Annotated in this window: 25 protein-coding genes and 1 pseudogene; 14 read left to right on the plus strand and 12 right to left on the minus strand. The window is 53.3% G+C overall.

Features of this window, described 5'->3' with window-relative positions:
- Positions 1-170: 170 nt before the first annotated feature.
- The 3 genes from QNH99_RS04385 to QNH99_RS04395 all read left to right on the plus strand — a co-directional run bounded on the left by QNH99_RS04385 (position 171) and on the right by QNH99_RS04395 (position 1844).
- Positions 171-335: a general stress protein gene (locus QNH99_RS04385; RefSeq protein ID WP_006118264.1), complete on the plus strand. Its 165-nt coding sequence runs from the start codon at positions 171-173 to the stop codon at positions 333-335.
- Between the two features lie 505 nt (positions 336-840).
- Positions 841-1338: a ferritin-like domain-containing protein gene (locus QNH99_RS04390; protein WP_410517348.1), complete on the plus strand. Its 498-nt coding sequence runs from the start codon at positions 841-843 to the stop codon at positions 1336-1338.
- Positions 1335-1844 carry a ferritin-like domain-containing protein gene (locus tag QNH99_RS04395; protein ID WP_063880867.1) on the plus strand — a complete coding sequence of 170 codons (510 nt, stop codon included), beginning with the start codon at positions 1335-1337 and terminating at the stop codon, positions 1842-1844. The genes QNH99_RS04390 and QNH99_RS04395 overlap by 4 nt, the downstream gene beginning before the upstream one ends.
- A 79-nt stretch (positions 1845-1923) precedes the next feature.
- On the opposite strand, the gene QNH99_RS04400 is transcribed toward QNH99_RS04395, so the two are convergent.
- Positions 1924-3582, minus strand: a complete 1659-nt coding sequence (locus QNH99_RS04400) for an alpha,alpha-trehalase (RefSeq protein ID WP_410517656.1) — start codon at positions 3580-3582, stop codon at positions 1924-1926.
- A 317-nt stretch (positions 3583-3899) separates the two neighbouring features.
- Between QNH99_RS04400 and QNH99_RS04405 the strand changes: the two genes are divergently transcribed.
- On the plus strand, positions 3900-4406 hold the full coding sequence (locus QNH99_RS04405; protein ID WP_410517349.1) for a GNAT family N-acetyltransferase: 507 nt from the start codon (positions 3900-3902) through the stop codon (positions 4404-4406).
- A 43-nt stretch (positions 4407-4449) separates the two neighbouring features.
- Here QNH99_RS04405 and QNH99_RS04410 read toward each other — a convergent pair whose 3' ends face one another.
- The 4 genes and pseudogenes from QNH99_RS04410 to QNH99_RS04425 form a co-directional block, all read right to left on the minus strand.
- Positions 4450-5178 carry an ArsR/SmtB family transcription factor gene (locus QNH99_RS04410; RefSeq protein WP_256853110.1) on the minus strand — a complete coding sequence of 243 codons (729 nt, stop codon included), beginning with the start codon at positions 5176-5178 and terminating at the stop codon, positions 4450-4452.
- A pseudogene (locus QNH99_RS04415) lies at positions 5157-5548 on the minus strand (amino acid-binding protein). The gene QNH99_RS04410 and the pseudogene QNH99_RS04415 overlap by 22 nt, the downstream one beginning before the upstream one ends.
- On the minus strand, positions 5541-5861 hold the full coding sequence (locus tag QNH99_RS04420; protein ID WP_145394466.1) for an antibiotic biosynthesis monooxygenase family protein: 321 nt from the start codon (positions 5859-5861) through the stop codon (positions 5541-5543). Before QNH99_RS04420 ends, QNH99_RS04415 begins: the two are co-directional and overlap by 8 nt.
- 216 nt (positions 5862-6077) lie before the next feature.
- Positions 6078-6935, minus strand: a complete 858-nt coding sequence (locus QNH99_RS04425) for an SDR family oxidoreductase (protein WP_410517350.1) — start codon at positions 6933-6935, stop codon at positions 6078-6080.
- 103 nt (positions 6936-7038) lie between these two features.
- On the opposite strand from QNH99_RS04425, the gene QNH99_RS04430 reads away from it, so the two are divergent.
- The 8 genes from QNH99_RS04430 (at position 7039) to QNH99_RS04465 (ending at position 13907) form a co-directional block, all read left to right on the plus strand.
- Positions 7039-7422, plus strand: coding sequence for a winged helix-turn-helix transcriptional regulator (locus QNH99_RS04430; RefSeq protein ID WP_145394468.1), 384 nt, complete (start codon positions 7039-7041; stop codon positions 7420-7422).
- Between the two features lie 789 nt (positions 7423-8211).
- Complete coding sequence (locus tag QNH99_RS04435) at positions 8212-9624, plus strand: cytochrome ubiquinol oxidase subunit I (protein WP_063880860.1); 1413 nt, start codon at positions 8212-8214, stop codon at positions 9622-9624.
- A 1-nt stretch (position 9625) separates the two neighbouring features.
- On the plus strand, positions 9626-10630 hold the full coding sequence (cydB, locus tag QNH99_RS04440) for a cytochrome d ubiquinol oxidase subunit II (RefSeq protein WP_063880859.1): 1005 nt from the start codon (positions 9626-9628) through the stop codon (positions 10628-10630).
- A gap of 1 nt (position 10631) precedes the next feature.
- Positions 10632-10799, plus strand: coding sequence for a DUF2474 domain-containing protein (locus QNH99_RS04445; protein WP_074181036.1), 168 nt, complete (start codon positions 10632-10634; stop codon positions 10797-10799).
- 225 nt (positions 10800-11024) lie between these two features.
- On the plus strand, positions 11025-11891 hold the full coding sequence (locus tag QNH99_RS04450; protein WP_145394469.1) for a helix-turn-helix domain-containing protein: 867 nt from the start codon (positions 11025-11027) through the stop codon (positions 11889-11891).
- Between the two features lie 168 nt (positions 11892-12059).
- Positions 12060-12254 (plus strand): hypothetical protein, encoded by a 195-nt coding sequence (locus tag QNH99_RS04455; RefSeq protein WP_063880857.1) that lies wholly within the window; start codon positions 12060-12062, stop codon positions 12252-12254.
- A gap of 232 nt (positions 12255-12486) precedes the next feature.
- Entirely contained in the window at positions 12487-13269 is a 783-nt protein-coding gene (locus tag QNH99_RS04460; RefSeq protein ID WP_283355098.1) for a siderophore-interacting protein, read from the plus strand.
- A 98-nt stretch (positions 13270-13367) separates the two neighbouring features.
- Positions 13368-13907: a PadR family transcriptional regulator gene (locus QNH99_RS04465; protein ID WP_063880855.1), complete on the plus strand. Its 540-nt coding sequence runs from the start codon at positions 13368-13370 to the stop codon at positions 13905-13907.
- A gap of 16 nt (positions 13908-13923) precedes the next feature.
- Here the strand turns inward: QNH99_RS04465 and QNH99_RS04470 are convergent, their stop codons facing one another.
- Positions 13924-14217, minus strand: coding sequence for a SelT/SelW/SelH family protein (locus tag QNH99_RS04470; RefSeq protein WP_063880854.1), 294 nt, complete (start codon positions 14215-14217; stop codon positions 13924-13926).
- Between the two features lie 282 nt (positions 14218-14499).
- Between QNH99_RS04470 and QNH99_RS04475 the strand changes: the two genes are divergently transcribed.
- Positions 14500-15018, plus strand: coding sequence for a CinA family protein (locus QNH99_RS04475; protein WP_109716983.1), 519 nt, complete (start codon positions 14500-14502; stop codon positions 15016-15018).
- Here QNH99_RS04475 and QNH99_RS04480 read toward each other — a convergent pair.
- Positions 15015-15998, minus strand: a complete 984-nt coding sequence (locus tag QNH99_RS04480; RefSeq protein WP_063880852.1) for an MDR family oxidoreductase — start codon at positions 15996-15998, stop codon at positions 15015-15017. The genes QNH99_RS04475 and QNH99_RS04480 overlap by 4 nt on opposite strands.
- Positions 15999-16600: 602 nt before the next feature.
- On the opposite strand from QNH99_RS04480, the gene QNH99_RS04485 reads away from it, so the two are divergent.
- Positions 16601-18751 carry an ornithine decarboxylase gene (locus tag QNH99_RS04485; protein WP_410517351.1) on the plus strand — a complete coding sequence of 717 codons (2151 nt, stop codon included), beginning with the start codon at positions 16601-16603 and terminating at the stop codon, positions 18749-18751.
- Positions 18752-20274: 1523 nt separating this feature from the next.
- On the opposite strand, the gene mltC is transcribed toward QNH99_RS04485, so the two are convergent.
- The 5 genes from mltC to QNH99_RS04510 form a co-directional block, all read right to left on the minus strand.
- Positions 20275-21354: a membrane-bound lytic murein transglycosylase MltC gene (gene mltC, locus QNH99_RS04490; protein ID WP_063880850.1), complete on the minus strand. Its 1080-nt coding sequence runs from the start codon at positions 21352-21354 to the stop codon at positions 20275-20277.
- Positions 21355-21406: 52 nt separating this feature from the next.
- Positions 21407-21679: an oxidative damage protection protein gene (locus tag QNH99_RS04495; protein ID WP_013027107.1), complete on the minus strand. Its 273-nt coding sequence runs from the start codon at positions 21677-21679 to the stop codon at positions 21407-21409.
- The gene (gene mutY, locus QNH99_RS04500) at positions 21679-22764 is read right to left on the minus strand and encodes an A/G-specific adenine glycosylase (RefSeq protein WP_063881251.1); all 1086 of its coding nucleotides are present in this window, start codon (positions 22762-22764) and stop codon (positions 21679-21681) included. The genes QNH99_RS04495 and mutY overlap by 1 nt, the downstream gene beginning before the upstream one ends.
- 254 nt (positions 22765-23018) lie before the next feature.
- Positions 23019-24437 (minus strand): melibiose:sodium transporter MelB, encoded by a 1419-nt coding sequence (gene melB / locus QNH99_RS04505; RefSeq protein ID WP_145394474.1) that lies wholly within the window; start codon positions 24435-24437, stop codon positions 23019-23021.
- Positions 24438-24521: 84 nt separating this feature from the next.
- The gene (locus QNH99_RS04510) at positions 24522-25877 is read right to left on the minus strand and encodes an alpha-glucosidase/alpha-galactosidase (protein ID WP_109717058.1); all 1356 of its coding nucleotides are present in this window, start codon (positions 25875-25877) and stop codon (positions 24522-24524) included.
- Positions 25878-25881 lie beyond the last annotated feature (4 nt).

Here is a 25881-nt window from a genome sequence, read left to right on the forward strand (position 1 = left end):
TAAATAATGAGAGGAAAGTTCTTCACAAACCATGACCAGAAATGTGATGCCTTTTCTCAAACATCATGCTTGATAAGGTAAGTTTTATGACTACATTTATTTCTGGCACCCTTTAGCTGATGTAACTTCAACTGTGCTGTTTAAATAATGAAATTTGAGGAGAACACAGAATGACGCAATATCGTGGTGGGGCGGGTAATTTTGCTGCAGACAAAGAACGTGCAGCAGAAGCGGGACGTAAAGGTGGTCAAAACAGCGGTGGAAACTTTAAGAACGATCCGCAACGCGCTATTGAAGCAGGTCGGAAAGGTGGTAAAGTCAGTCGCCGGAGTTAATGCTTAATTAACAATGAGTTAATCATTATCTTTGTGCACTGAAAAGCTTAACGTTTCTTCGAAACAGATAAACCTTCCAGTGTAATTCGTTGTGTCAATCATCTCTGGTGTGAGATTGCGTTAATCTTGCCGGAAAGGAAATTCCTTTCCGGTATTTTTTATCTTGTCGTCCGATATCAAAAAAATCACAAATTTAAAAAAATGGAACCTGAGTCCAGCGGGCGGAACGTTTTTATTTAAAGCGTGGATTAAGTTGTACGGTTTATTGATTTTTTGTACAGGTTTGTCGTTATTGATGAAAAATCATTCTTTGACCGAAGATAAATTAAAAGAAGTAAATGACTGGTAGTAAAAGAAAAATTGCATCGGTAATGCTACTTTTGCTGTGGGTTTGTGCAAAGTTAAACGCAATTTCCGCTAATTACACTAAGGTTATATGAGAGTGAGATTTACGGTTGCTGCGCTGAAATTACGGTGTGGCTGTTTAAATAATGAGGCGCTTTTTATGACTGTTAAAACGTTAAATGATCTTTTCATCCATGACCTGTCAGATGTTTACAGTGCTGAAAAACAGATAGCCCGGGCGCTGCCAAAAATGGCCCGCGCAGCCAGTGATGAAAATCTTATCGCTGCGTTCAATCAACATCTTGAAGAGACACGCGGGCAAATTGAGCGGCTTGATGAATTAGTCGACATCACGCCCGAGGTTAAAATTAAACGTATGAAGTGTCATGCGCTTGAAGGGTTGGTGGAAGAAGCGCAGGAGATTATTGAGTCTGTTGAAAAGGGTGAAGTACGCGATCAGGGATTGATCGGGGCGGCGCAGAAAGTTGAGCATTATGAGATTGCTACCTACGGCACCCTGCATGCGCTGGCACTGAAGCTGGGCTACACCAAAGCGGCAAAGCTGCTGGCTCAAACGCTTGGGGAAGAAAAACAGACCGATGAAAAACTGACCGGCGTTGCACAGGCCATCAGCACGGTTAAAGGAGCATCAAAATGACGACGGCGATTGAAAATTATCATGACTGGCTTCGTGATGCTCACGCCATGGAAAAGCAGGCTGAGAGCATGCTGAGTAAAATGGCGGGCCGTCTGGAGCATTATCCGGCGTTGGAGCAGCGCCTGGCACAGCATCTGGATGAAACCAAACATCAGCTCAGGCTGCTGGAGCAACTGCTGGAACGCCACGATATTGACCATTCCATTATGAAAGACGTGATGGGAAAAATGGCGGCAATGGGGCAGGCGATTGGCGGTATGTTTACCCCTGACGAAGTCGTGAAAGGCGCAATGAGCGGCTATGTGTTCGAAAACGCAGAGATTGCCAGTTACACCAGTCTCATCGCGGCAGCGGAGCAGGTAGGCGACAGCGAAGGTGTCAGAGTGCTGACAGAGATTCGCGACCAGGAAATTGCGATGGCTGAATGGCTGTTCCAGCATTTGCCGGAGGTGACTCAACAGTTCCTGCAGCGCTCAGCCCAGCCAGGTGTAGAAGCGAAGAAATAACGTGACTACGCGCTGACGGGTATAAAAAAAGCCGGGACAGATTCCCGGCTTTTTTGCGTCTGTTCGGTACGGCTGGCGGTTAATCAGCCATCAGGTGACCATACATCGCCATCAGACGACGCGTTACCCCGTTTGTCCAGCCAAACCCGTCCTGTAACGGATATTCACCTCCGCCGCCCGGACGGGCACGATCGCCGCTGATATCGTACTTTTCTACCAGTTTATGGTGCAACTGATAGAAGTTATTCACCGTGTTCAGCCAGTTAACGGCAATTTCATTCGCCAGCGTCTCTTCCCCGTAGTTATTCAGGCCGACGACGGCCATCCACTGCATAGGGGCCCAGCCGTTCGGTTTGTCCCACTGTTCACCGCTTTCCACCATTGAGGTCAGCAGGCCGCCGTTACTGAGCAGCAGGTGACGCAGGGCGATAGCCTGCAGGTGTGCCTGGTAAGGCGTAGCCAGACCGACAAACAACGGCACCACGGCGGCGGCGGTAAAGGCTCCGAAGCGTGCACGACGCCAGTCGTAATCGCGGAACACACCAGCCGTGCTGTCCCATAAATAGCGGGTAATTGCCCGCTTGCGCGCCTCGGCCTTTTTCTGCCAGGCCAGGGCGGTAAGCTCTTCGCCTTTGGCATGAGACAGCGTGGCTATCATCAACTCAAGCTTGTATAACAACGCATTGAGGTCGATGGGGATAAACTGCGTGGTACGAATGCTCGCCAGGCGTTTGGGATTACGTAGCCAGCGCGACGAATAATCCCATCCGGACGCGGCACCTGCGCGCAGATCCCGATAAACCTCGCTTGCCGGGCGCTTTGAAAGACGAGCCGTTTCCACATCTTCGATCCAGGACTCATCGCGCGGGGTATCCCGGTCATCCCAGTAGCGGTTCAGCAACGAGCCGTCAGGCATACGGACTACATGGCGGTAAGCCTGGTTTGGCATCAGCGAGCCCGCACCGTCCATCCAGAACTGATACTCTTTCATGAGTTGATCCAGATAGCGCTGTGAACCCTGCACGCCGTCCTCTTCAAACAGCTCCACCATCAAGGCAAACACCGGTGGCTGTGAACGGCTGAGATAATAGGTACGGTTACCGTTTGGCACATGACCGTAGTTATCGATCAGCCAGGCGAAGTTGTCTGCCATATGGCGCAACAAATCGTCACGGCCCGATTCAGCCAGGCCGAGCATGGTGAAGTAGGAATCCCAATAGTAGGTTTCACCGAAGCGTCCGCCGGGCACCACGTAGGGCTTAGGCAGCGGCAGCAACGAGGAGTGCGGCATATGCTGCTGCGGCATTTTGGTCAAAACCGGCCACAGATCGTCGATATGCTCGTTGAGCGTTTTATCGGGATTTGAGACGTAAAAGCTTTCGTTAATGCCTGGCATATAAAAATGCTCAGTAACGAAATGCGACAGATCGAAGTCCTTGCTGCGCTTTTGACGGCGATAGCGCATCAGAACATCCAGTGGATCATACTTGGGCGAACAATCGGGAAAGGTTTTGCTGTCCTCGAAAATGCCCGACATCTGGACGGCTTCAAACAGCTCAAGATAGCGATCGGCAGGCGTCAGCGCATCCGGAGCCGGTAAGCCTTCGATCAGCTCTGGCTCAGGTTCAGAATCCTGCATGCGGTCCAGCTTCAGTTCATGGGGATCGTATTGATACTCAACTTCCGCCCCGGCACGATTCTCTTCGAATGCATTGAGTTGCTGGCGATAAGTATTAATAACGGCCTCCTGAGCGAACGGGGTTGCACAAAAGAGAAATTATAGACCTCTCGCAGGCAGGAACAACAATGCAGATTGTCTATGAACGTAATAAAAATTGTCGATTAATCGTATGCATTGAATAAAACACAGTCAATTCAACCAAATATGACCAGTTTTGCATTAAATGCATTTCAGATGAATCTCTTAGGATATAACTAAATAAATTTTGATCATCGCCAACGGGCATGTTTTTGACCTGCGTAGCCGTCAAAATACACAGAAGTGTCAGGATAAAGCAAAATGGTGCGAACAACCCCGCTAAGGACAATTCCGTGGTGAAACCTTACATCTTACGACCTCTCGCTGAGCAGGATGTGTCGGCATTCCGTGCTATCAGACTGGAGGCGCTCAGGCGTCATCCCGACGCCTTTGGCGCGGATTACGATCGCGAGCGTCAGCAGCCGGACGCTTTTTTTGCGGCAATGCTACGTGAAAACCATATGCTGGCGGGCATCGATGACCAGGGCCAGACAGGTGGCATCGTCGGCGTGCGCTTTAATCCAGGCGTGAAACAGCGGCACGTCGCCACGCTCTGGGGGATGTATGTGCGTCCTGAATGGCGGGGCAGCGGGCTGGCGAAGGCGCTGCTCACGGCTGCGATAGCGGAAGCCCATGCATGCCGCAGCCTGAAACTCGCCGTGAGCGCCACCAACATCGCGGCTGCCAGGCTGTACCGCTCGGCGGGGTTTCAGACCTACGCGACGGATGTTGCTGCGCTTTATGTCAACGGCGTTTTTCACGATACCTTGCTGATGCGGCGGGATGCTGAACCTGAGCGCTAAGCCTGTAACCTGTGCTGAACAAACGGGCAATACAGGGCGGCGGTCAGAACGGGCTGATACTGAACAGACGCTGCAGTGCCGCTTTGCCGCTGTCCGTTACAACAAGCTCCCGGTATCCCGGTGCCTGCATCAGCCAGTGCTTTTGCAGCAGAAAGCGTAACAAAGCGGCACCCACTTCACCCCCGGCATGAAAGCGTCTTTCACTCCAGTCCAGGCAGGGACAGCATGCTTTTCGTCGGGAACGAGGGGCAAGCACGATGCCCGCCTTGTCAAAGTTCGCCGTGCCGCACGGCGTTAAGGCTGTGCCGTCTGACGTTATCCAACCTGCCGATTGCAGAAAATCATAGATTTCGACCGCAATCTCACCGGCCAGATGGTCGTAGCAGGTGCGGGCTCGCCTCAGCCGGTTTGGCGTCGTGGTTTTAACGGCGTTACCGGGCTTAACCGAAACGCCCATCAGGTTTTCCAGTAGCCCGGCGACCTCGCGATCGGCCAGGCTGTAGTAGCGATGCCTGCCCTGCACCACACAGACGATCAGGCCGGTATCAAGCAACTTATGCAAATGACCGCTGGTGGTGGACGGGGCGATGTCGGCAACCACGCTTAGCTCAGTGGCGGTCCATGCCCGGCCATCCATTAGTGCACAGAGAATATGCATTCTGGATGCATCCGCCATCGCGGTGGCGACCGCAGACATGCTGGTCTCCAGTGAAGGCGGATGATCTTGTTGATGCCGGGAAGGGATCAGTTTCATGCTGTCGCTAATGTCCATTTTCGGGTGACGTCACCAGCCCGCTCATCATCATCGGTGATAAGGATCAGTCGGTTACTGTGATCGCTGTATTGAACCAGTATAGTAATGCCATTTTCCGCAATGACCCGCGCAATTTCACCCAGTTCTCCCGGCTGTTCCTGCGCTAACTTCCTGATCAACGGTTTTTTGAGCTCTCTGACATCGAAACCGGCGTCAGACAATAACTGATGTGCTTTGGGACCCTCTTCAACAAGAAAATGCGCGTGGCTCTCGTGCGACGTTGTAAAAACGCCACCGCCTTCCAGCCCAATGCCATCCTGGCCGAGCAGGGTGCCAAATGATGAAAGCGCCCCGGTGTATTACTGAACACGACGTGAATATCAAACATGATCGCGCCCCTCTGGCCCTGAATAGTCCCGAATGAGCTGGACAACGCGTATCTGGTAATGGGCAAAAATGCGTTTTTTACCTTCTTCCTGTGCCGACTGATGCCGCGTGTTTTCCCGCCAGTGTCTTACCGCACTCTCATCCTCCCACCACGATAACGATAAAACCTTGCCGGGCGTGCTCAGGCTCTGAAATCGTTCGATCCTGATAAACCCTGGTATTTCGGCCAGCGCGGGTGTCAACTCAGCCGCCAGCGCAAGGTAGCGTTGTTGCGCTGCGGGCAGTGCCTCTGCTTCAAAAAGAACAGCAATCATTTTGGATCTCCATGAGTAAACATGCAGGCAGTTTACGCACGGCAAAATGTCTTGCTTCGGCGTGTACCGAATCATGGTTTACGCCGCGCGGGCAAGAGGCGATAAGGATGCAGGCATCAGGCGCAATCAAGACAAGATCGCCGTCGTCTACCGGAGCAGGATAACCGGTAGACGACGGCGTCGTTAGCGAGTAAAGCGGGGGTTAGCGGGTCGACCTTAGCCTTTTGCCAGCGTCGCGCGAATCACATCCTGATAAGCGGTGGTGGGGCGACCAATAAGCTGGCTCAGCGTGCGCGAATCATCGAACAGCCCGCCCTGAGCAACACCCACGTCGGAGTCCGCCAGTAAGTCCGCCAGCGGTGCCGGTAAACCTGCGGCTTTCAGCGCTGCGGCAAACTCCGCCTGTGGCAGGTTCACGTAATCGACTTTTTCTCCGCTTTGTGCCGCAATTTCAGCGGCAAATTCAGCCAGGGTGTAACTGTCATCGCCTGCCAGCTCGTACACTTTTCCGGCCTGATCGTCACGAACCATCACTTCGGCCGCTGCCTCAGCATAATCCTGGCGCGCAGCAGAAGAGATTCGTCCTTCGCCCGCAGCACCAAGGAACACATGATGTGCCAGGGCTGGCGCGATGCTGGCGGCATAGTTTTCGGTGTACCAGCCGTTGCGCAGCAGGGCGTAAGGCACACCAGAGGCTGCCAGCATGGCTGCGGTCGCGCGATGCTCAATGCCAAGTGAGAGCGGAGAAGTATCAGTATGCAGCAGGCTGGTATAGGCAATAAATTTCACGCCTGCGGCTTTGGCTGCGTCTATCACGGCGCGGTGCTGAGCTTCACGTTGGCCCACTTCACTGCCCGAAATCAGCAGTACTTTATCTACCCCTTTAAAGGCGGCCGCTAAGGTCTCAGGTTTGTTGTAATCCGCTTCACGCACTACAACGCCCAATGCGGCAAGGTCACCGGCTTTAGCGGGCGAGCGCACGGTGGCAACAATGTGGTCTGCAGCAATTTTTTTGCGTAATGCTTCTATGACTAAACGGCCCAGCTGGCCAGTCGCACCAGTAACAGCGATCATTGGGTAACTCCTTTAACATAGCGGTTGGTGAAAAACAGCCTAAGCGATAAACTAACTTTTAGTAAGTACTTACAGAATTGTTAGCGTGGAGTGATATAACTAAATGTCTGAAAAGATGAGTGAAAGATTTAAACGCGGTGAGCTGTTGCACGTTAACTGTCCGTCACGTGACCTGTTAAAGCGCATTACCAGCCGCTGGAGCGTGTTAATCCTGCTGGCGCTGAAAGATAAAACGCTACGGTTTAGCGAATTACGGCGGACGGTGGGCGGCGTGAGTGAACGCATGCTGGCACAGAGCCTGCGCTACATGGAAGAAGACGGTTTTGTGCAGCGTATTGCCTATGACGTGGTGCCTCCGCATGTGGAGTATCGCCTCACGCCATTGGGCCTGGAAGTGGGGGAGCAGGTGGTCGGCCTGGCCGACTGGCTAGAAGAGAATGTTGATCGCATTCTGTCTCATCGTGAAAAAGACGCCACCGGGGAATAAATTGTCACCCTGAACGGGGCGCGCTTGCCTGTCAGGTGACGCGCCAGCCTGGCCATAGCCGATTACGCAGAGTAAAGGCTGCACTGCAACTGACCGGCATGAACAACCGGCCAGCGCCACAGGGGAGGTTGTTCGCTGGCATTTTTTAACATCGTTTTTACTAATACGGTTATTTCAGCGAGCTATCGGGAAGAAATAAGGACTTTGGGTTTTAGCAGATAGTTCTTTATTTACATACTGCGTTAAATTTTAACATAAATAGCAAACTGGCCTGTGCTGAATGGCGCGAGTAAACGCTTATTTATTCTTGGTTAAATATGTCCCGAACGGGCAAAAACTGTCAGAGAGGGAAGATAAGATCACTATCCTGCTAACAATATAAAAAAACACGTAATTTTATTGTGGGATGTAGATTTTTACCGGATTCAAGCCAGCCGGGAAAGGCTGAATAACAGAGAAAAACAGCGAGTTGCGAGGTTTTTTTTACCCAGTGCAGCCTGGCGGGAATGCGCTTTTTTAGCCTCTAATTTAATAACAAAAATGTCACATTGCTGCGCTGTAATTAACTTTTTATTGTTGTTTTTCAAATAAAAGATCTTTCAACAAAAAAATGATCTAAATCAAAAAATACTGTTATAGTTTTTACATATCTGATTGTCTCTGTTTTACCAGGGCGAAGCGTTTTACATTCGCCATGGAATTTTTCTGTGCAACGGAATGACGTTCTTTGTACATAAGTTGTTAATTATAAGTAACTATATGGTGTTCTATGTGGCAAAGAGGTAAGCAATGTTTGGATTAGATGCCTTTCATCTCGCCAGGATTCAGTTCGCATTTACTGTTTCCTTCCATATTATCTTTCCCGCCATCACGATCGGCCTGGCCAGTTTTCTGGCTGTGCTGGAGGGAATGTGGCTAAAAACGCATAATCAAACCTATCGCGATCTCTATCATTTTTGGTCGAAAATCTTTGCGGTGAACTTCGGTATGGGCGTGGTTTCCGGGCTGGTCATGGCGTATCAGTTTGGCACCAACTGGAGTGGTTTTTCTCAGTTTGCGGGCAGTATTACCGGCCCGTTGCTGACCTACGAAGTGTTAACGGCGTTCTTCCTGGAAGCCGGTTTTCTGGGTGTGATGTTATTCGGCTGGAACCGCGTCGGTCCCGGCCTGCACTACTTTGCGACCTGCATGGTGGCGCTCGGCACGTTAATTTCCACGTTCTGGATTCTGTCCTCCAACAGCTGGATGCAAACGCCGCAGGGCTACCTGATTCAGAACGGCGTTGTCGTGCCGGAAGACTGGTTTAAAATTGTCTTTAACCCGTCATTCCCTTATCGCCTGTTACATATGTCCGTGGCGGCCTTTCTGGCCAGTGCCTTCTTTGTGGGCGCTTCTGCAGCCTGGCATTTACTTAAAGGCAATGACAATCCCGCCATTCGTAAGATGTTCTCAATGGCGCTGTGGATGGCCCTGATTGTGGCACCGGTTCAGGCCATGATTGGGGATGCGCACGGGCTGAATACCCTGGAACACCAGCCGGCAAAAATTGCGGCTATCGAAGGCCACTGGGAAAACCCGCCGGGTGAAGCGACGCCACTCATTCTGTTTGGTGTGCCGGATATGGAAGAAGAACGCACTAAGTATGCGCTGGAGATTCCTTATCTTGGCAGCCTTATTCTGACGCACAGTCTGGATAAGCAGGTACCGGCGCTAAAATCCTTCCCGAAAGAAGATCGTCCAAACTCAACCATCATCTTCTGGTCATTCCGCGTGATGGTGGCGCTGGGCCTGTTGATGATTACGCTGGGGGTGGTCAGCTTGTGGTTACGCTTTAAAGGACGCCTGTACGAGTCGCGTCCGTTCCTGTGGTTTGCCTTACTGATGGGGCCATCGGGCCTGATTGCCATCTTAGCCGGCTGGTTTACCACAGAAATTGGCCGTCAGCCGTGGGTCGTTTATGGCGTACAGCGCACTATCGATGCGGTATCGCCGCATGGCGAAATGCACATGAGTATCAGCCTGCTCGCCTTTATCCTGGTTTACTCCTCCGTCTTCGGTGTGGGTTATCACTATATGATGCGGTTGATTAAGCAGGGTCCGGTGACGGGTGAAGGCGATATCGTTGAAACGGGTGGCCCCGGCCAGATCAAAACGCCATCACGTCCGCTCTCTGCTGCCACTCACCAGAATGAGGAGCGTTGAGATGGTTGATTACTCTGTTATCTGGTTCGCGATTATCGTTTTTGCTGTCCTGATGTATATCGTGATGGACGGTTTCGACCTGGGCATTGGCCTGCTGTTTCCTTTCAATAAGGATGCAGGCGAGCGCGACATGATGGTGAATACGGTTGCGCCAGTCTGGGATGGTAACGAAACCTGGCTGGTGCTGGGTGGTGCGGGCCTGTTTGGCGCTTTCCCCCTGGCCTACGCGGTTATTGCGGATGCGCTTTCTATCCCGCTCACCGCCATGCTGATTGGGTTGATTTTTCGCGGCGTGGCCTTTGAGTTCCGTTTTAAGGCCGTCGAGCATCACCGGGCATTTTGGGACAAGTCGTTTATCGCCGGTTCGCTGCTGGCGACCTTTAGCCAGGGCGTTGCGGTGGGTGCCATGCTGGACGGTATTCCGGTATCCGGCCGTAGCTTTGCAGGTTCCACGATGGACTGGCTGGCCCCGTTCCCGCTGTTCTGCGGCGTCGGACTGGTGGTGGCCTATGCATTACTGGGCTGTACCTGGCTTATCATGAAAACCGAGCATGAGCTGCACCGTAAAATGTCCGCACTGGCAACGCCGCTGCTCGTGGCGCTGCTGGTCATTATTGGCGTGATCAGCATCTGGACACCCTTTACCCACCATAACATTGCGCACCGCTGGTTCAGCATGCCGAATCTGTTCTGGTTCCTGCCGGTGCCCGTTCTGGTGCTGCTGTGTGCCTGGGGACTGAGAAGCGCCATCAAGCGTGAGGCGCACTATTCGCCTTTCCTGCTGACGCTGGCGCTGATTTTCCTGGGCTTCTCAGGTCTGGGAATCAGTATCTGGCCGAATATTATTCCACCCTCGGTTTCTATCTGGGATGCGGCTTCTCCACCACAGAGTCAGGCATTTATGCTGGTGGGCAGCCTGCTGATTATCCCGATGATCCTGGGCTACACCTTCTGGAGCTATTACGTGTTCCGCGGAAAAATCAAAGCAGACGAAGGATACCATTGATATGCAGACCCAGGTCAGCAGCAAAGAACGTCAGAATGAAACCCGGTCGCCGTGGTGGAAACGCGTGCTGTGGCTGGTGGTTATCTATGGGGCAAGTGTGCTGGCACTCGGTGTGGTGGCCACGCTGTTCAGAATGATGATGACCGCCGCTGGCATGCGCAGCCACTAAGCTTCACCCACTGCGTACCGAAACCGGGGCAGGATATCGTACCCGGTTTGCTCTGTTCTTCTGTTATCGGCCAGCCTTCGGGCTGGCTTTTTTAATAGTAACCCAGGCAATTAATGCGCTTTTCGCCGTCCATCCTGACGTTTACCCTGCGCTTCATTACATTTTGTAAGGCTTTTTGTTACTCTTTTATGACGAATTTCCCCCTCTTTTTCTGTTCATACATCAATGCTAAGTCAAACCATAAAAAAACAGCATATTAATGATTTAGTCGACTGGATTGAGGCCAACCTGACCAACGACATTAATATCGACCAGATCACCCTCAAATCCGGCTACTCAAAATGGCATATGCAGCGTTTGTTCAAGGAGATGACCGGACAAACGCTGGCGGCCTATACGCGAAAACGCCGGCTCACGCTCGCCGCCATGGCACTGCGACTGACCCGCATGCCGTTGATTGATGTTGCGGTGCGTTTCGGCTTTGAAAATCAGCAAAATTTTAATCGTGTCTTTAAAAACCATTTCACGATGACGCCGGGGGCTTTCCGACGCCTCAGAGTCTTACCTGTGCGCCATTTTCACGGACGCATTGCCCAGCGCGCGCCAGTAAAACAGGTGTTACTGACAGTACGTGAAGAGGCGTTGCAGTTGCAGGGCGAGACGCTGGAGTGGGAGTGCAGGTACGGCGACTATATAAGCGATCGCCATCAGCGCGTTGCCGAACAGGTTCGTCATTTTGTCCTTGCACATCAGGGAACTGCACACGGCTGGCTGGGGTTTCAGTACGGTCCCGGAAGCAGCGCTGTTGAACAGCAGCACATCAGTCTGTTTCGCGGGGTTGAGGTGCAGCCAGCGGCTGATGTCCATCAGGATAAGCCGGTCCGCACGGTTGAGCCTGGCCTGTATGCCAGCCTTACGTGGAGCGGTACGCCGGAACAACTCACGCGTTTTATCGCGGATATTTATTATCTGCATTTGCCCAAACTGGGCGTTGCCTGCCGTCCGGGGATGGATTTACTGTGCCTGGATTTAGCCCGGTGCACAGCTGACAACATTGAAGGCGTATTTTCCATCCCGGTTACGCAATGCTGAATGCACATTACGTGCGCCATACTGTGATAAAGCGCACGATTTTATAAGCAGGTAATCTGGCGAGGCGTAAAATTCTCCCTGAAGCTCACTGAGGAGCCACTACGACGGCTTTTATTTCTCTGAGCTGGAATATTCACCTGCTTTCTGCGCCTTATCAGGCTAAAAACTATGATTAAACTTTCCCAGATATCAGCAATGCTGCTGGCTATCGCGCTGTCTGTGGCTCCGGCTCTGGCTGGCGCGCAAATGACCGATCCTGTCAATGTGCCAACAGGTTTGCACCCTGGCTCGCAGGGCACGCATAACGAGATACTCGGTGACAGCTCTCTGCCTCAAAGCAGCGGACAAAACCCGGTTCGATAACAACGTTATTGCCGTCAGTCCTCTTAAAAGGTGCGCAAGCGCCTTTTTTGTTTTTACGCGCCCGCTTCTTCTTCCCTTGCGCTCCCTCGCTTCATAACCGATCGCATTTTTGGTCATTGTTCTTAAGATATATCATAGCTATTCTGAGCCGCTAACATGAGAATGATTTCTATTTACTCAGGCCGCGCGAAAACCATCCCCGCTCGCACAGCCGCGTTTTCGGAGAGTTACCGTGCATACATCTTATCCCCGTCGTTTACCTGAACGCGTACGTAACGAACTGCGCTTTCGTCGCATCCATGTGGCCGAAAAAACCAGGATCGCCGACACGTTTTGGCGCATCGTTTTCACAGGTGACGACCTGATGGGCTTCAACTCCCCTGGTTTTGACGACCATATTAAGGTCTTCTTTCCCTCCGCTGACGGCGCAGCGCTGGCACTGCCGACGATCAACGATGAGGGTATTCAGTGGCAAGACGGCTTGCGGCCGGTAGCGCGCGACTATACGCCACTGGCGTTCGACGGCCAGTCATCGCTGACGCTGGATTTTTACAGTCATGAAAGCGGCGTCGCCAGTAACTGGGCAGCGCAGGCGCAGGTGGGTGATACCTTAATCATCGGTGGTCCGCGTGGTTCTTTGCTGGTGCCGACAGATTATGCTTTTCAGCTTTATGTGTGCGATGAAACCGGGCTGCCAGCGTTTAAGCGCCGCAGCAGCACAGTAAAGGCAGAGGCGCTGCATCTGTTTGCCTACGCCGATGAGGCCGCCGGGCGCGCTTACCTGGCGGATACCGGCAATGCAGAGATCAGCTGGCTCGGCAGGGGTAACATGACGTTGGCGGATTTACCGCAGCTCACTGCCGCACTGGATAAGATAGCGATTCCGCAGCACGACGCCTTTATCTGGCTCACCGGAGAAGGGCAGTTCGTGAAACAGCTGTGTGACTATTTCACCACGCAGCGCGGGGTTGACGCTGATTGTGTGCGTGCCGTGGCTTACTGGCATCAAAAGTAAGTCTTCTTCTGCTAACTGGATTTACGTGACCTGCTGTTGATTGAATTTTGCCTGACGGCCCACTACCATCAGGCTCTTTCCACTGACTCAGGCAGAGAATGAAAATGGATTCGGCACATTCAGGGCAGAGTAACCACGATGCGCATTCGGAGCCGTGCAGTGGACGTCGCAAGCGCCGTGAAAAAATGTTGGATGCGGGCGAGATCCGTCTGTTGATGCTGCATTTTATCTCGCAGCGCGCCACGCATGGTTACGAGCTGATTAAATGTATTGAGGAGCTGTCAAAAGGCGAGTATTCGCCCAGTCCTGGCATCATTTATCCCAATCTGACATGGCTGGAGGAGATGGACGCCATTCATATCCATGATCCTCTCGCCGCGCGTAAGGCTTTTGTGCTGACCGAAACGGGCCACGCCATGCTAAAGCGCGATGCCGCATTGCTATCTCGCCTGATGAAGCGTTTGTCATCCCTTGCGGTTCTGGTCAATAACCGCAGCATTCCGGAGATTGAGCAGGCTATTTATCACTTCAAAAGTGCCTTAAACACTCGCCTGGCGCAGCAGGAGATTACCGATGAAACCCGGGAAAAAATTGTTGCGGTGCTGAAGACTGCGGCAGATGAAATCAACCGCAGTTAATGACTGAGGCTGGTGATCAGCTGTCGTCAGATTTATTTTTATCAATGTGCCCCAGCGAACGCTCCGGGAAACAGATATCCCTTACCCGCTGCTTAAGCGTCTGGGCATCGGGGAATCCGCCGTCGCGTTTGCGTTCCCACAACAGATGCTCATCCAGGGTAATTTCAAATACACCGCCGGTGCCCGGACGCAACGTCACGCTGGCTAAGTCCTGTGCAAAGGTTTGCAGCAGTTCCTGCGCCATCCAGGCGGAGCGCAGCAGCCAGTTACATTGGGTACAGTAGTGGATGACGATCACGGGTTTTTGCATCTTTCCCTCTCTTTCTTATTCGTTAACGCTCAGACCAGCAGGCGCTATTAGCGTGCGCGTCCGGCTGTGCTATTACGCATGGGTTTCTTGTCTTGATGTTTTGTTGCTAACCCTGACGCGAATCCTCACCCGTGGCAGACAGCAGCGCAAACCTTAACCCATCGCCAGCCGAAACGGTACAGGTAAGCGCCTGCGTTTATTCTGATAAAACATCAGATTAGCTGTTTCAGGTTGTGTGGTTTCGGCCATACTTCACTCATGGCAGGAAACAAAGGAAAACCCATGATGAAACTTAATGAGGCCGCAGCGTTACTGGGGCAGCAACTTTTATCCTCTGGTCTTCGTCTGGCGACGGCGGAGTCCTGCACGGCAGGATTAATCAGCATGACGCTGGCTGCAGTCGAAAACAGTGGCGATTTTTTTACCAGCGGTTTTGTGACCTATAGCGAAAGCGCCAAGGTACGACTGCTTGGCGTCAGCGAGGACACGCTGGAAAAACATACGGCGGTAAGCCGGGAAACCGTATGCGAAATGGCTCGGGGTGCGTGTGAACGCTCTGGTGAGCCGGTCAGTCTGGCTATCAGCGGCTATGCCGGGCCGGACGGCGGACAGGATGGCACCCCCGCAGGTACGATTTGGGTAGGATGGGCCTTGCCGGGCGGTGACGTCATCGCCCGCTGCCAGCACTTTTCCGGTGAGCCGAAAGCGGTGATGGAGCAGGGGACGATCTGGGCGATTCAGGGGCTGAGCGAATTGCTGACGCGCCCGCCTTCATCGCTCCAGACCGTAAAAGAGCATTAAGCGCAGTCGACGATCAGACGGCCCCGGATTTTGCCATCCAGCAGGTCCTGTGCGCCCTGGCATACCTCACTGAGCGGGATGACTGTTGTCATCTGGCTCAGTAACGCATCATCCAGAAGCTGCCCCAGCCGCTGCCAGGCCTGTTGTCGCAGCGGTTTAGGGCACATCACGCTGTCTACGCCTGCCAGCGTCACGCCGCGCAGAATAAAGGGCGCGACGCTGGTGGGCAGATCCAGCCCCTGTGCCATGCCGCAGGCCGCCACCACGCCGTCACGTTGCATTCCGGCCAGCACATTGCTCAGCGTGTGGCTGCCGACGCTGTCGATGGCGGCGGCCCAGCGCTCTTTGCCCAGTGGCTTGCCGGGTTGGGTCAGCTCGGCGCGATCCATCACCGCGGTAGCCCCCAGGGTGGAGATTAAATAGGCTTCATCGCTGGCCCGTCCGCTAGAGGCGATCACCTCGTAGCCAAGCTTTGCCAGTAAAGCGACGCTGAAGCTGCCGACGCCTCCGCTGGCACCGGTGACTAAAACCGGACCGCTACCGGGCTTAACGCCCTGTTTTTCAAGCGCCAGCACGCACAGCATGGCGGTAAAACCCGCCGTTCCGATTGCCATGGTATTCAAGGGTGTCAGCGTATCCGGCAGCGCGACCAGCCAGTCGCCAGACACGCGGGCTTTCTGTGCCAGCCCGCCCCAGTGTTTTTCCCCAACGCCCCAACCGGTGAGCAGCGCCGCATCGCCTTCTTGCCAGTCAGGATGGCGGCTTGCCGTGACGCGTCCGACGAAATCAATCCCCGGCACCATTGGGAACTGGCGCACAATCGGCCCTTTATTGCAGATTGCCAGCGCGTCTTTATAGTTGAGGGTGGAATAGCTTACGTCGAGGGTGACGTCTTGATCGGGTAATTGTGTTTCGGAGAGTTCTTTGAGTTGAGAGCGGTAACCCTGTTCGTCATTGTCGATGACCAGTGCCTTAAACATGCAGCCTCCGTCAGGCGTAAGAATAATCAGGCAAGTTTACGCCTGATACGCCGATTGCGGTAGGCACTGGACCGACAAGTGCGCGACGTGCCGCAATTTGGTGGTGTTCCAGTACAGGCTGATGAAGGTGCTGCCGTATTTGCATATTGCATAATTTTGCATTAATTACAGAAACTTAATCGGTTGGCTATGAACGTTTTAAGTGCAATTAAATGATATTTAAGGCTTTTTTATTTTGTGTTTATTGACCTGATATTTAAAGTTGTCGGGTTGTTCCTGCCGGTAAAAAATGACATTATGACCGCCACTTTTTTCTTGTCACCGCCCGCTAACAGAGGACGCTATCATGTCCGGTTCAATGCGCATCCGCACTTGTTCCCACTCGCCTGAGCTGGCGCGTGAACTGTTCCTCGTCGTCATGCCAGTTACACACACATCGTTCACTATGCGGTGAGGCCAATCGGGCCGCAACTGTTGGACATGAGTAAGGACTACTCTTTACTGATGTCTATCGGTCTATCGCGTCAGACATTATTCGCCGGGGAAATTTCCCTATTGCCGTGCCTCAGGCACCCACTCCCTGACTGTTAGGGATTTGTGTTATGACACCACTTAAAATTGCTGCCAGCGCTGCTGTTGCGCCTAATCTGACCCTGAATACTGCGCGCGACGTGGTTACGCTGGATAATACTGATTTTACCGATGTGGCGGCTGTGGTCGTCTCGCTGGCTGATACACGCAGTGGCGTGCTGGCGTTGTTACGTCACACTGGTTTTAATTTACCGGTGTTTGTTGCCAATGCCTTCGAAGAAGAGGTGATGCACCTGCCTGGCGTCACGGGTGAACTGAATGGCGAGCCGCAGGATTGGGTGGCATTGGAAACCGCCGCTCAGGCTTATGAAGCCGCATTATTGCCGCCGTTTTTTGAAACTCTGACGCGTTACGTCGACATGCAAAACAGCACGTTTGCCTGTCCCGGCCATCAGGGCGGTGCGTTTTTTAAAAAGCATCCTGCGGGTAAGCAATTTTTTGATTTTTATGGCGAAAACGTTTTTCGATCGGACATGTGTAATGCCGACGTTAAGCTGGGCGATCTGCTGATCCATGAAGGCTCGGCGAAGCATGCACAAAAATTTGCCGCCAAAGTGTTTAATGCGGATAAAACCTACTTTGTGTTAAATGGCACTTCAAGCGCGAATAAAGTGGTCACCAATGCTTTACTGACGCGCGGTGATTTAGTGCTGTTTGACCGCAATAATCATAAATCCAACCATCATGGTGCGCTGATCCAGGCAGGGGCAACGCCTGTTTATCTTGAGGCTGCCCGTAATCCGTTTGGCTTTATTGGCGGCATTGATGCGCACTGTTTTGACGACGGCTATCTGCGCGAACAGATCAAGAAAGTCGCACCTGAGCGGGCTAACGACGCGCGTCCATTCCGGCTGGCGATTATTCAGCTAGGCACCTACGACGGCACGGTCTACAACGCGCGTCAGGTGGTGGATCGCATTGGTCATCTGTGTGACTACATTCTGTTTGACTCGGCCTGGCTGGGCTATGAGCAGTTTATTCCGCTGATGGAAGGTTGCTCTCCGCTGACGCTTGAGCTTAACGAAAACGATCCCGGCATTTTTGTTACCCAGTCAGTGCACAAGCAGCTGGCGGGCTTTTCGCAGACCTCGCAGATTCATAAAAAAGATAACCATATTCGTGGGCAAAAGCGTTTCTGCCCGCACAAGCGGTTGAACAACGCATTCATGCTGCACGCATCAACCAGCCCGTTTTATCCGCTGTTTGCCGCACTGGATATTAACGCCAAAATGCATCAGGGCGAGGCGGGACGCCGTATGTGGGATGAGTGCGTGATGCTGGGCATTGAAGCGCGCAAAGCGATCTTTGAGCGTTGTGAAATGATCCTGCCTTTCGTGCCGGAAATCGTCAATGGCGAGCGCTGGCAGGATGCGCCAACGGAAGCGATCGCACGCGATCTTAACTATTTTAGCTTCGAACCTAACGCTAAATGGCACGGTTTTGCCGGATACGATCGCGATCAGTACCGTGTCGATCCTTGCAAGTTGCTGCTGACCACACCAGGCATTGATGCTGCCAGTGGCGAATACGCTGATTTTGGCATTCCAGCGACCATTCTGGCGAACTACCTGCGTGAGAACGGCATCGTGCCGGAAAAATGCGATCTCAATTCCATTCTGTTTCTGCTAACGCCAGCAGAAAGCCCGGAAAAAATGGCGATTCTGGTCGCGATGTTGGCGCAGTTTGAGCAGCATGTTAAAGACGATACGTTGCTGGCTGAAGTGCTGCCGACGCTTTACCGTAAAAACGCCAAACGCTACGCGGGTTACACCTTGCGCCGTTTGTGTCAGGAGATGCACGACCTGTACGTGAGCTTTAACGTAAAAGATCTGCAACGCATGATGTTCCGCGAGCAGGGTTTGCCGCAGGTTAAAGTGAACCCACAGGATGCACATCAGGCTTATATTCGTGGTGAAGTTGAGCTGGTACCGATTGCCACGGCAGAAGGGCGTATTGCGGCGGAAGGCGCACTGCCTTATCCACCTGGCGTACTTTGTGTGGTACCGGGTGAAGCATGGGGCGGGGCGGTACAGCGCTATTTCCTGGCGCTGGAAGCGGGCATTAACCAGTTGCCTGGTTTTTCTCCGGAGTTACAAGGGGTTTACACCGAGGAAGATGCTGACGGACGTAAGTATCTGGTGGCGAATATGATGGTGCAATGAGGCATGGTTTTTTGCCTGGCGGCGGAGGGCTTTCATGGAGCTGACGTTCGGAAGCTCTGAGAAGGTTTCGCTCGCCAGGCGGCAGGGAGTTTCAGTTTGCCCCGTGCGGGCGACCGACAAGGGGCCGCCAGTCGCCGCGGCCCCTTGACCCCGGGCTCCCGTCCTGCCCGCCCGCCGCTGCGCGGTCCCTTCACTACTTCAGGATTTCTGCCGGACCGCCAGGACGCGCCGTCCCTGGCGCGGCCCGGCTCTCGCCGACGTCCTGTCGGCTCATCCGGAAATCCCTCATCCGCTCAGCGGTCGGGAAGGCCGGCCAACTCCCCCGCTTCGATATCTGTAGTAAAACCAACCGCGTTGCCGCTTCAGATGCAGGAAAAGCCTCCTGGCTCATCACTTTTCATTTTTTCATGTTCGTCAGGCTTTCCCATCCTGAGTTTTGATTGCGCATGTTAACAACAGGCGAAGCCAGTCTTCCGGGAAAACATTCGATCTCACAGGCGTAGGTTTTCGGAGGCATTTGGAACGCATCCTAATATATTGAGATAAAGATATTTTTCTGTTCCCTAAACGTCCGCATTCATTTAACCGCACGCAGTCAATTACAGACAACGCCGACCTTCCGGGAAAAATATAAGCCCTAACAGGCGTGGGTTTTCAGGAGGCATTTGGAACGCATCCTAATATATTGAGATAAAGATATTTTTCTGTTCCCTAAACGTCCGCATTCATTTAACCGCACGCAGTCAATTACAGACAACGCCGACCTTCCGGGAAAACATTCGATCTCACAGGCGTGGGTTTTCAGGAGGCATCCGGAGCGCATCCTAATATATTGAGATAAAGATATTTTTCTGTTCCCTAAACGTCCGCATTCATTTAACCGCACGCAGTTAATTACAGACAACGCCGACCTTCCGGGAAAACATTCGATCTCACAGGCGTGGGTTTTCAGGAGGCATCCGGAGCGCTGAGGAGAGAGCGGAGGCCAGGGCGGAGCGGCAGGGATGCCGCGAAGAGGACGGCTGCGCCAGGGAGGGTGCATCCGGACGGTCCGTCAGGCCGCAGTGAGTGACGAAGGAACAGCGACGGCTGCCGGACGCCGGGATTGTTAAGGGGCTGGCGTAAGCCCCTTAACACGTCCGCCTGCACGGGCAGGCTGAAACTGCCCAACGCCTGGCGGGCGGAACCTTCTCATAGCCAGACCAAACAACCCAACGCCTGGCGGGCGGAACCTTCTCACAGCCAGAGTAAGCAACCCAACGCCTGGCGGGCGGAACCTTCTCACAGCCAGAGTAAGCAACCCAACGCCTGGCGGGCGGAACCTTCTCACAGCCAGAGTAAGCAACCCAACATCCAGCGGGCGGAACCTTCTCACAGCCAGAGTAAGCAACCCAACGCCTGGCGGGCGGAACCTTCTCACAGCCAGAGTAAGCAACCCAACGCCCGGCGGGCAGAACAACCCATCGCCCGGCGGGCAGCCCCCTCTCAGCGCCAACGATCCCCCCTGAAAGGCGCTCCCCCCATCAAAACCGATGATAACTCCGCTGCGCCGTACTCACCTTATACAAATAATGCCGCGATTCCGCAGACGGATGCTGTTTAGACAGCGTCTGATAAACCTGACTGGGTGACATGCCGTTAATGATAGTGACCGCACGATCCTTATCGCTGGAGAACACACGCAGTACGCTGCCTGCACCGCCGTTATAGGCGGTAATGACGGCATAGCGACGCGAAAGCGGGTCCTGAATGCCTGCCAGATAGCTGCGCTGCAGCAATGACAGGTAAGCCGTACCGGCATCAATGTTGTTCTCGGGGTCCAGCAGGTAGCTGCGGCTTGGTTTGCCCCATTTACCCTTCATGCGGAACACATCTACGCCCGCGGTATGCTGTACCACCTGCATTAAACCCAGTGCGTCAGAATGGCTGACGGCGTAGGGGTTAAAACTGGATTCGGTCTGCATAATCGCGAGGATCAGAGACGCATCAACACCATATTGCTCAGCAGCCTTGCGCACCATCGGCAGATATTTATGCGCACGCTTATCAAGATGGTTAGGCACCATCGGGATGGTAACTGAGTAGATTACATGCAGACCAGAATTGCGACGCTGCAGTTTATTCGCAATCAAATAGTCCGCAAACGCCTGAGCGCGGCCCTGCCAGCGGATGGCCTGCCCGGTGTTATCCAGTACCTGACCATACAGCAGCGGTTCTTTACTGATTTGGATATCGTTGACATCAGAATAAAGATCGACATTGCCCGGGTCCTCGCCGATCAGCAAGGTGGTCACGATCGCCTGACGCAGGCTGGCGGTGGGATCGGTACCGGAAATGGTCTCAATAGTGATATTACCGCTTTCAAAGTTGATATGGCTGCGGGTGTAATAGTTGTCGCTATATTTGACGTAGTCTTTTGGTCCGGCAATCAGAACCTCATTGATACCCCAGATGTTCTCAATGTTATGGGCGAACTGCCCCATCAGGATGTCAAATCCGTTGGTGTCCTTCACCCATTCTTCTGAATAGGTCGGGTTCTTTTTTCCGGAACAGGAAACTAAAAGGGGTGCAATCACCAGCAGGGCTATCAGCTTTTTATTCATCTAAAATACATGCCTGACCTGGAAAACGGCCCCAGTACTGAGGCCAAAAAGGTTATGCTTCGGGTGGCGTATAGCCTTCAATGTGGACGTCTTTGCCTTCAAACAGGAAATTGATCATTTCCTTTTCCAGCACTTTGCGATCTTCGGGGTTCATCATGTTGAGCTTTTTCTCGTTGATCAGCATGGTTTGCTTGGCCATCCATTGCTGCCAGGCTTCTTTCGAGATTTCATTGTAAATGCGTTTTCCCAGATCGCCAGGGTAGAGTTGGAAATCTTGTCCTTCAGCGTCACGTTGTAAAAAAGTACAAAAAATAGTGCGGCTCATTATTCTTCCTCGTTAATCTCACAGCGGCCTAAAGGCAACTGCTGGGGATGGCGCAGTTCGTGCAAAAGACGCTCTACGGGTGCGGCTAATCCCACAGACGGCGGCAGCGTTAAGTTATACCAGAGACCGCCCGCTTCATCCATTAATGCCCCGGCAGAAGGCCATGACAGCCACATTGGGACGATATCCAGATGGAAATGGCTGAATGTATGACGAAACGCCGTAAGCTGCTGAGGTTTCGCCCGAATGCCTCGCGCCGTCAGCCAGTCGGTCATCGCCTCTTCACTGGTGAACTGCGGGAAGCAGAATAATCCGCCCCAAAGGCCCACCGGCGGACGCTGTTCCAGCCAGACCTTGTCGCCATGTTGCATCATCAAAAACCAGCCGCTGCGCGCTGGCAACGTCTGTTTCGGCTTTTTCCCTGGATAGCTGGCCCAGCTGTTGTTCGCCCGGGCTTCGCATCCGCTGTTAAGCGGACAGATGTCACATTTCGGTCGGGAGCGGGTACACACCATTGCGCCCAGGTCCATCATTGCCTGGTTAAACTGACTGACGCCTTCGGCTGGGGTGACGTCCTCGCTGATTTGCCACAGACGTTTTTCGACATCTTTTTTACCCGGCCAGCCACCTACCGCGTAACAACGTGCCAAAACCCGTTTAACGTTACCATCCAGAATAGGAAAATGCAGACCCAGCGACAGAGACAAAATAGCGCCAGCGGTAGAACGTCCCACGCCAGGCAAAGCGGCGACGTCATCATAGTTGCGGGGAAACTCGCCGCCATGAACATCCACGACCTGTTTTGCCGCTTTATGCAGGTTGCGCGCCCGGGCGTAGTAACCCAGGCCGGTCCAGAGATGCAATACCTCGTCCAGGGGCGCGGCGGCTAAATCGCTGACGGTAGGAAACCGCGCCATAAAGCGTTCAAAGTAGGGAATAACGGTGGTCACCTGGGTTTGCTGTAACATGACTTCAGACAGCCACACCTTATAAGGTGTTTTTTCCAACTGCCACGGCAGGGTTTTACGGCCAAAGCGCTGATACCAGTCCAGCACCTGTTGCGCGAACTGCGGGGCTTGCATCATAAAGGGGATATTTCCGTGATTACGCGACATTCGGGCAGGAATTCCAGCATAAGCGCACGTGAGAGTAAACCGGAAGATTGAAAAGGCCTGTTTCATTCAGGCCCGTCGGATGCGTTGCCTTGACCGCCCCTGGGCGAGTCGCCACGGGCGCGCCAGCATCAATCACAAATGCCAGACAGCAGCAGGCCAGATGATATGCACCTGGCCTGCTGTGGCTGTTCGAAACCCGGTATTAAAAGCCCGGCGTGCGGCTTTTACGGTTCAGATCCAGGTATCGCAAGGCTCCTGACCGGAATCGCTTCTGACGCCGGCGGTTTACGGTATTTATCCAGGAGATGGATCTGGATTTTCCGCAGCATATCGCCGTTCAGCCTGTAGAAACGGAAATAGAGCAGCAGCGTCAGCATAAAAAATACCGCGGGCAGTGCGATCATAATAAATTGCATACCTACCAGGGTTTCCTGTGACTGCGCGATGTTAGGCATATAGCCAATTATCCCCAGCACCACGGCGATAAAGAAAGCGGCAAAGGCTGAACCGCCTTTCACCACCATAGTCTGCACCGAATAAGCAATGCTCTCGCAGCGCACATGCAGCTTGTATTCACCGTAATCGACGGTATCCGCCACCATGATCACCTGGAGCACCCAGAAAAGGGCGGTACCGGTATTTAACAGGATGCCGGCCACCACAATCAGCGGAGTGGAGTGATAGCCCGCCAGCGCCATGGCAAACAGCACGCCACAGCTTAGTATGGGCAGCGCGGACGCCGCCGCCCACAGAATTCGGCGCGACAGAATGTTCACCAGTTTTGGGAACAGAATTAACGTCACCAGGTTCGCCGCACCGGCATAAGAGAGATAGTAGGGGAAAAGAGCGGCATCGCCGATAACGTAGGTGAAATAGTAGATGGCAAAGCCGGTAATGATGTTAGCCGCGACGTTGTAAGCCAGCGCCATTCCCAGCAGGCAGGAAAGCTGATCGTTACGATAGATGAGGGCGACAATGGCTTTCAGTCCCAACCGGCTGCCGTCCGTGGTTTCATCGTCAGTGGACGAATAGACTTCATGCACGTTTCGCAGCGTCACCAACATCGATGCGATAAAAAAGGCAATTAACACCAGCGTAAACATCTGGAAGCCTAATCCGCGATTGTCACCGCCAACATAGCTGACAAAGGGCAGGGCAATGCCTGCGGTGACGAAGGAGGCAAGGCTGGCGAAAAAGCGCGGCCAGGGCACCAGCTCTTCACGTTCGCGCTTGTCCAGAGTGATAGTGGGCACCAGCGACCAGAACGGGATATCCATAATGGTGTAGGTCATGCCCCATAAGATGTAAGTGACGCAGACGAACACCAACTGGGCCGTGCCCTCGAACAAGTGGGCGCTAAACAACAGGAACAGCACCAGCGAGTTCGCCAGCGTGCCCACAAAAATCCAGGGTTTGAATTTCCCCCAACGTGATCGCGTAGCATTAACGATCCAGCCCATGATCGGATCGTTAATGGCATCCCAGATCCGTGCCACTAAAAACAGCGTACCGACGACACCAACCGATAAACCCACTACGTCGGTGTAGTAATACATCAAATACATATAAACAATGCCAATAGCGAAATCTTTCCCAAACGCGCCGAATCCGTAGCTGAGTTTTGTCGTTATTGAAATGCTCATCGGGTACCGGGACGCTGTTGCCAGCGCCCGCCTTCTGTTATGGAATACAGCAGCAGCCGGACTGCATGTCCGGAGACAAAGACGTTACGCGTGAAGCCAGGCGGGCAGCCAGTCTCCGTGTTCGGCGATCAGCTCATCCACCAGCGCATAAATCTCCTCAATGCCCAGCACCGCTGCCGTGTGGGGGTCCAGCATGGCGGCGTGGTAAACCCGGTCACGGTTTTCCGTCAGGATGGCTTCGGTCAGCAGCGTTTGCACATTGATATTGGTTTGCATCATGGCCGCCAGATGTGACGGCAGAGTGCCGACTTTGGTGGGCTGAATCCCGTTGGCGTCCACCAGGCAGGCGACTTCCACACAGCATCCCTGTGGCAGATTGTCGATTAACGCATCATTGCGCACATTGCCGTAAATCACGGCCGGTTCGCCTGTCCATATCGCATTCATAATGGCGCTGGCATACTCGCGTGATGGCTTACTTTCAATGCGTTCAGCGCGCTTGTAATGCTCAAGTTCGCTACGCCAGTTATCCAGTTGCTCTACGCAGCGTTTAGGATATTCGTCCAGCGGGATCTGGTAGCGCTCAATCAGATCGTCTCGTCCCGGCTTGATAAACCAGGGCGTGTATTCCGCGAAGTGTTCTGAAGATTCAGTGACGAAATAGCCCAGTTTTTTGAACATTTCATAGCGAACCAGGTTCGGGCAGCGTGGATTGCCGTGAATATTGGGTTTCGGTGCCTGCCCGGCGTCAAAGGCGGCCAGCAGTTCCGGATACAGATTGACGTAGGTACCCTCTGCGGTTTTCCGCTCCAGCTCCAGATAAAACGCCATATGGTTGATACCGGCAGAGCGGTAGCGTAAATCGGCAGGGTTGAGGTTGAGATCGTTCGCCAGCTCTTCAGCGGTTCCCTGAACGGAATGGCACAGGCCAACCTGTTTGATATGCGGATAACGTGCGTACATCGCCCAGGTGTTCATCGCCATGGGGTTGACGTAATTAAGCATGGTGGCATTGGGGCACACCGCCGTCATATCTTCACAAATCTGCCACAGGTGCGGGATGGTGCGCAGCGCGCGCATGATGCCGCCGGGGCCAAGCGTATCCGCGATGGTTTGCTCAAGGCCATAGCGCTTACATACCGCAAAGTCTGTGACGGTACAGGGTTCATAGCCGCCAATCTGGAACGCAACCACCACAAAATCGGCATCGACTAATGCCGTTTTCTGATCACTGTGGCAGGTAATATGGCCTGCCGCGCCAGCCGAACTCATCAGCTTGCTGACCACGGTGTAGGACTCGTCAAGCCGGGTTGCATCAATATCCATCAACGCGATATGGGCTGACTTCAGCGCATCGCGGTGGAAGACATCACCAAGGATATTTTTGACGAAAATAGTGGAACCCGCGCCAATAAACGTAATTTTGGGTGCAGACATCAGGATG

The sequence above is a fragment of the Pantoea allii genome, assembly GCF_046529425.1.
GTDB classification, from domain to species: Bacteria; Pseudomonadota; Gammaproteobacteria; order Enterobacterales; family Enterobacteriaceae; genus Pantoea; species Pantoea allii.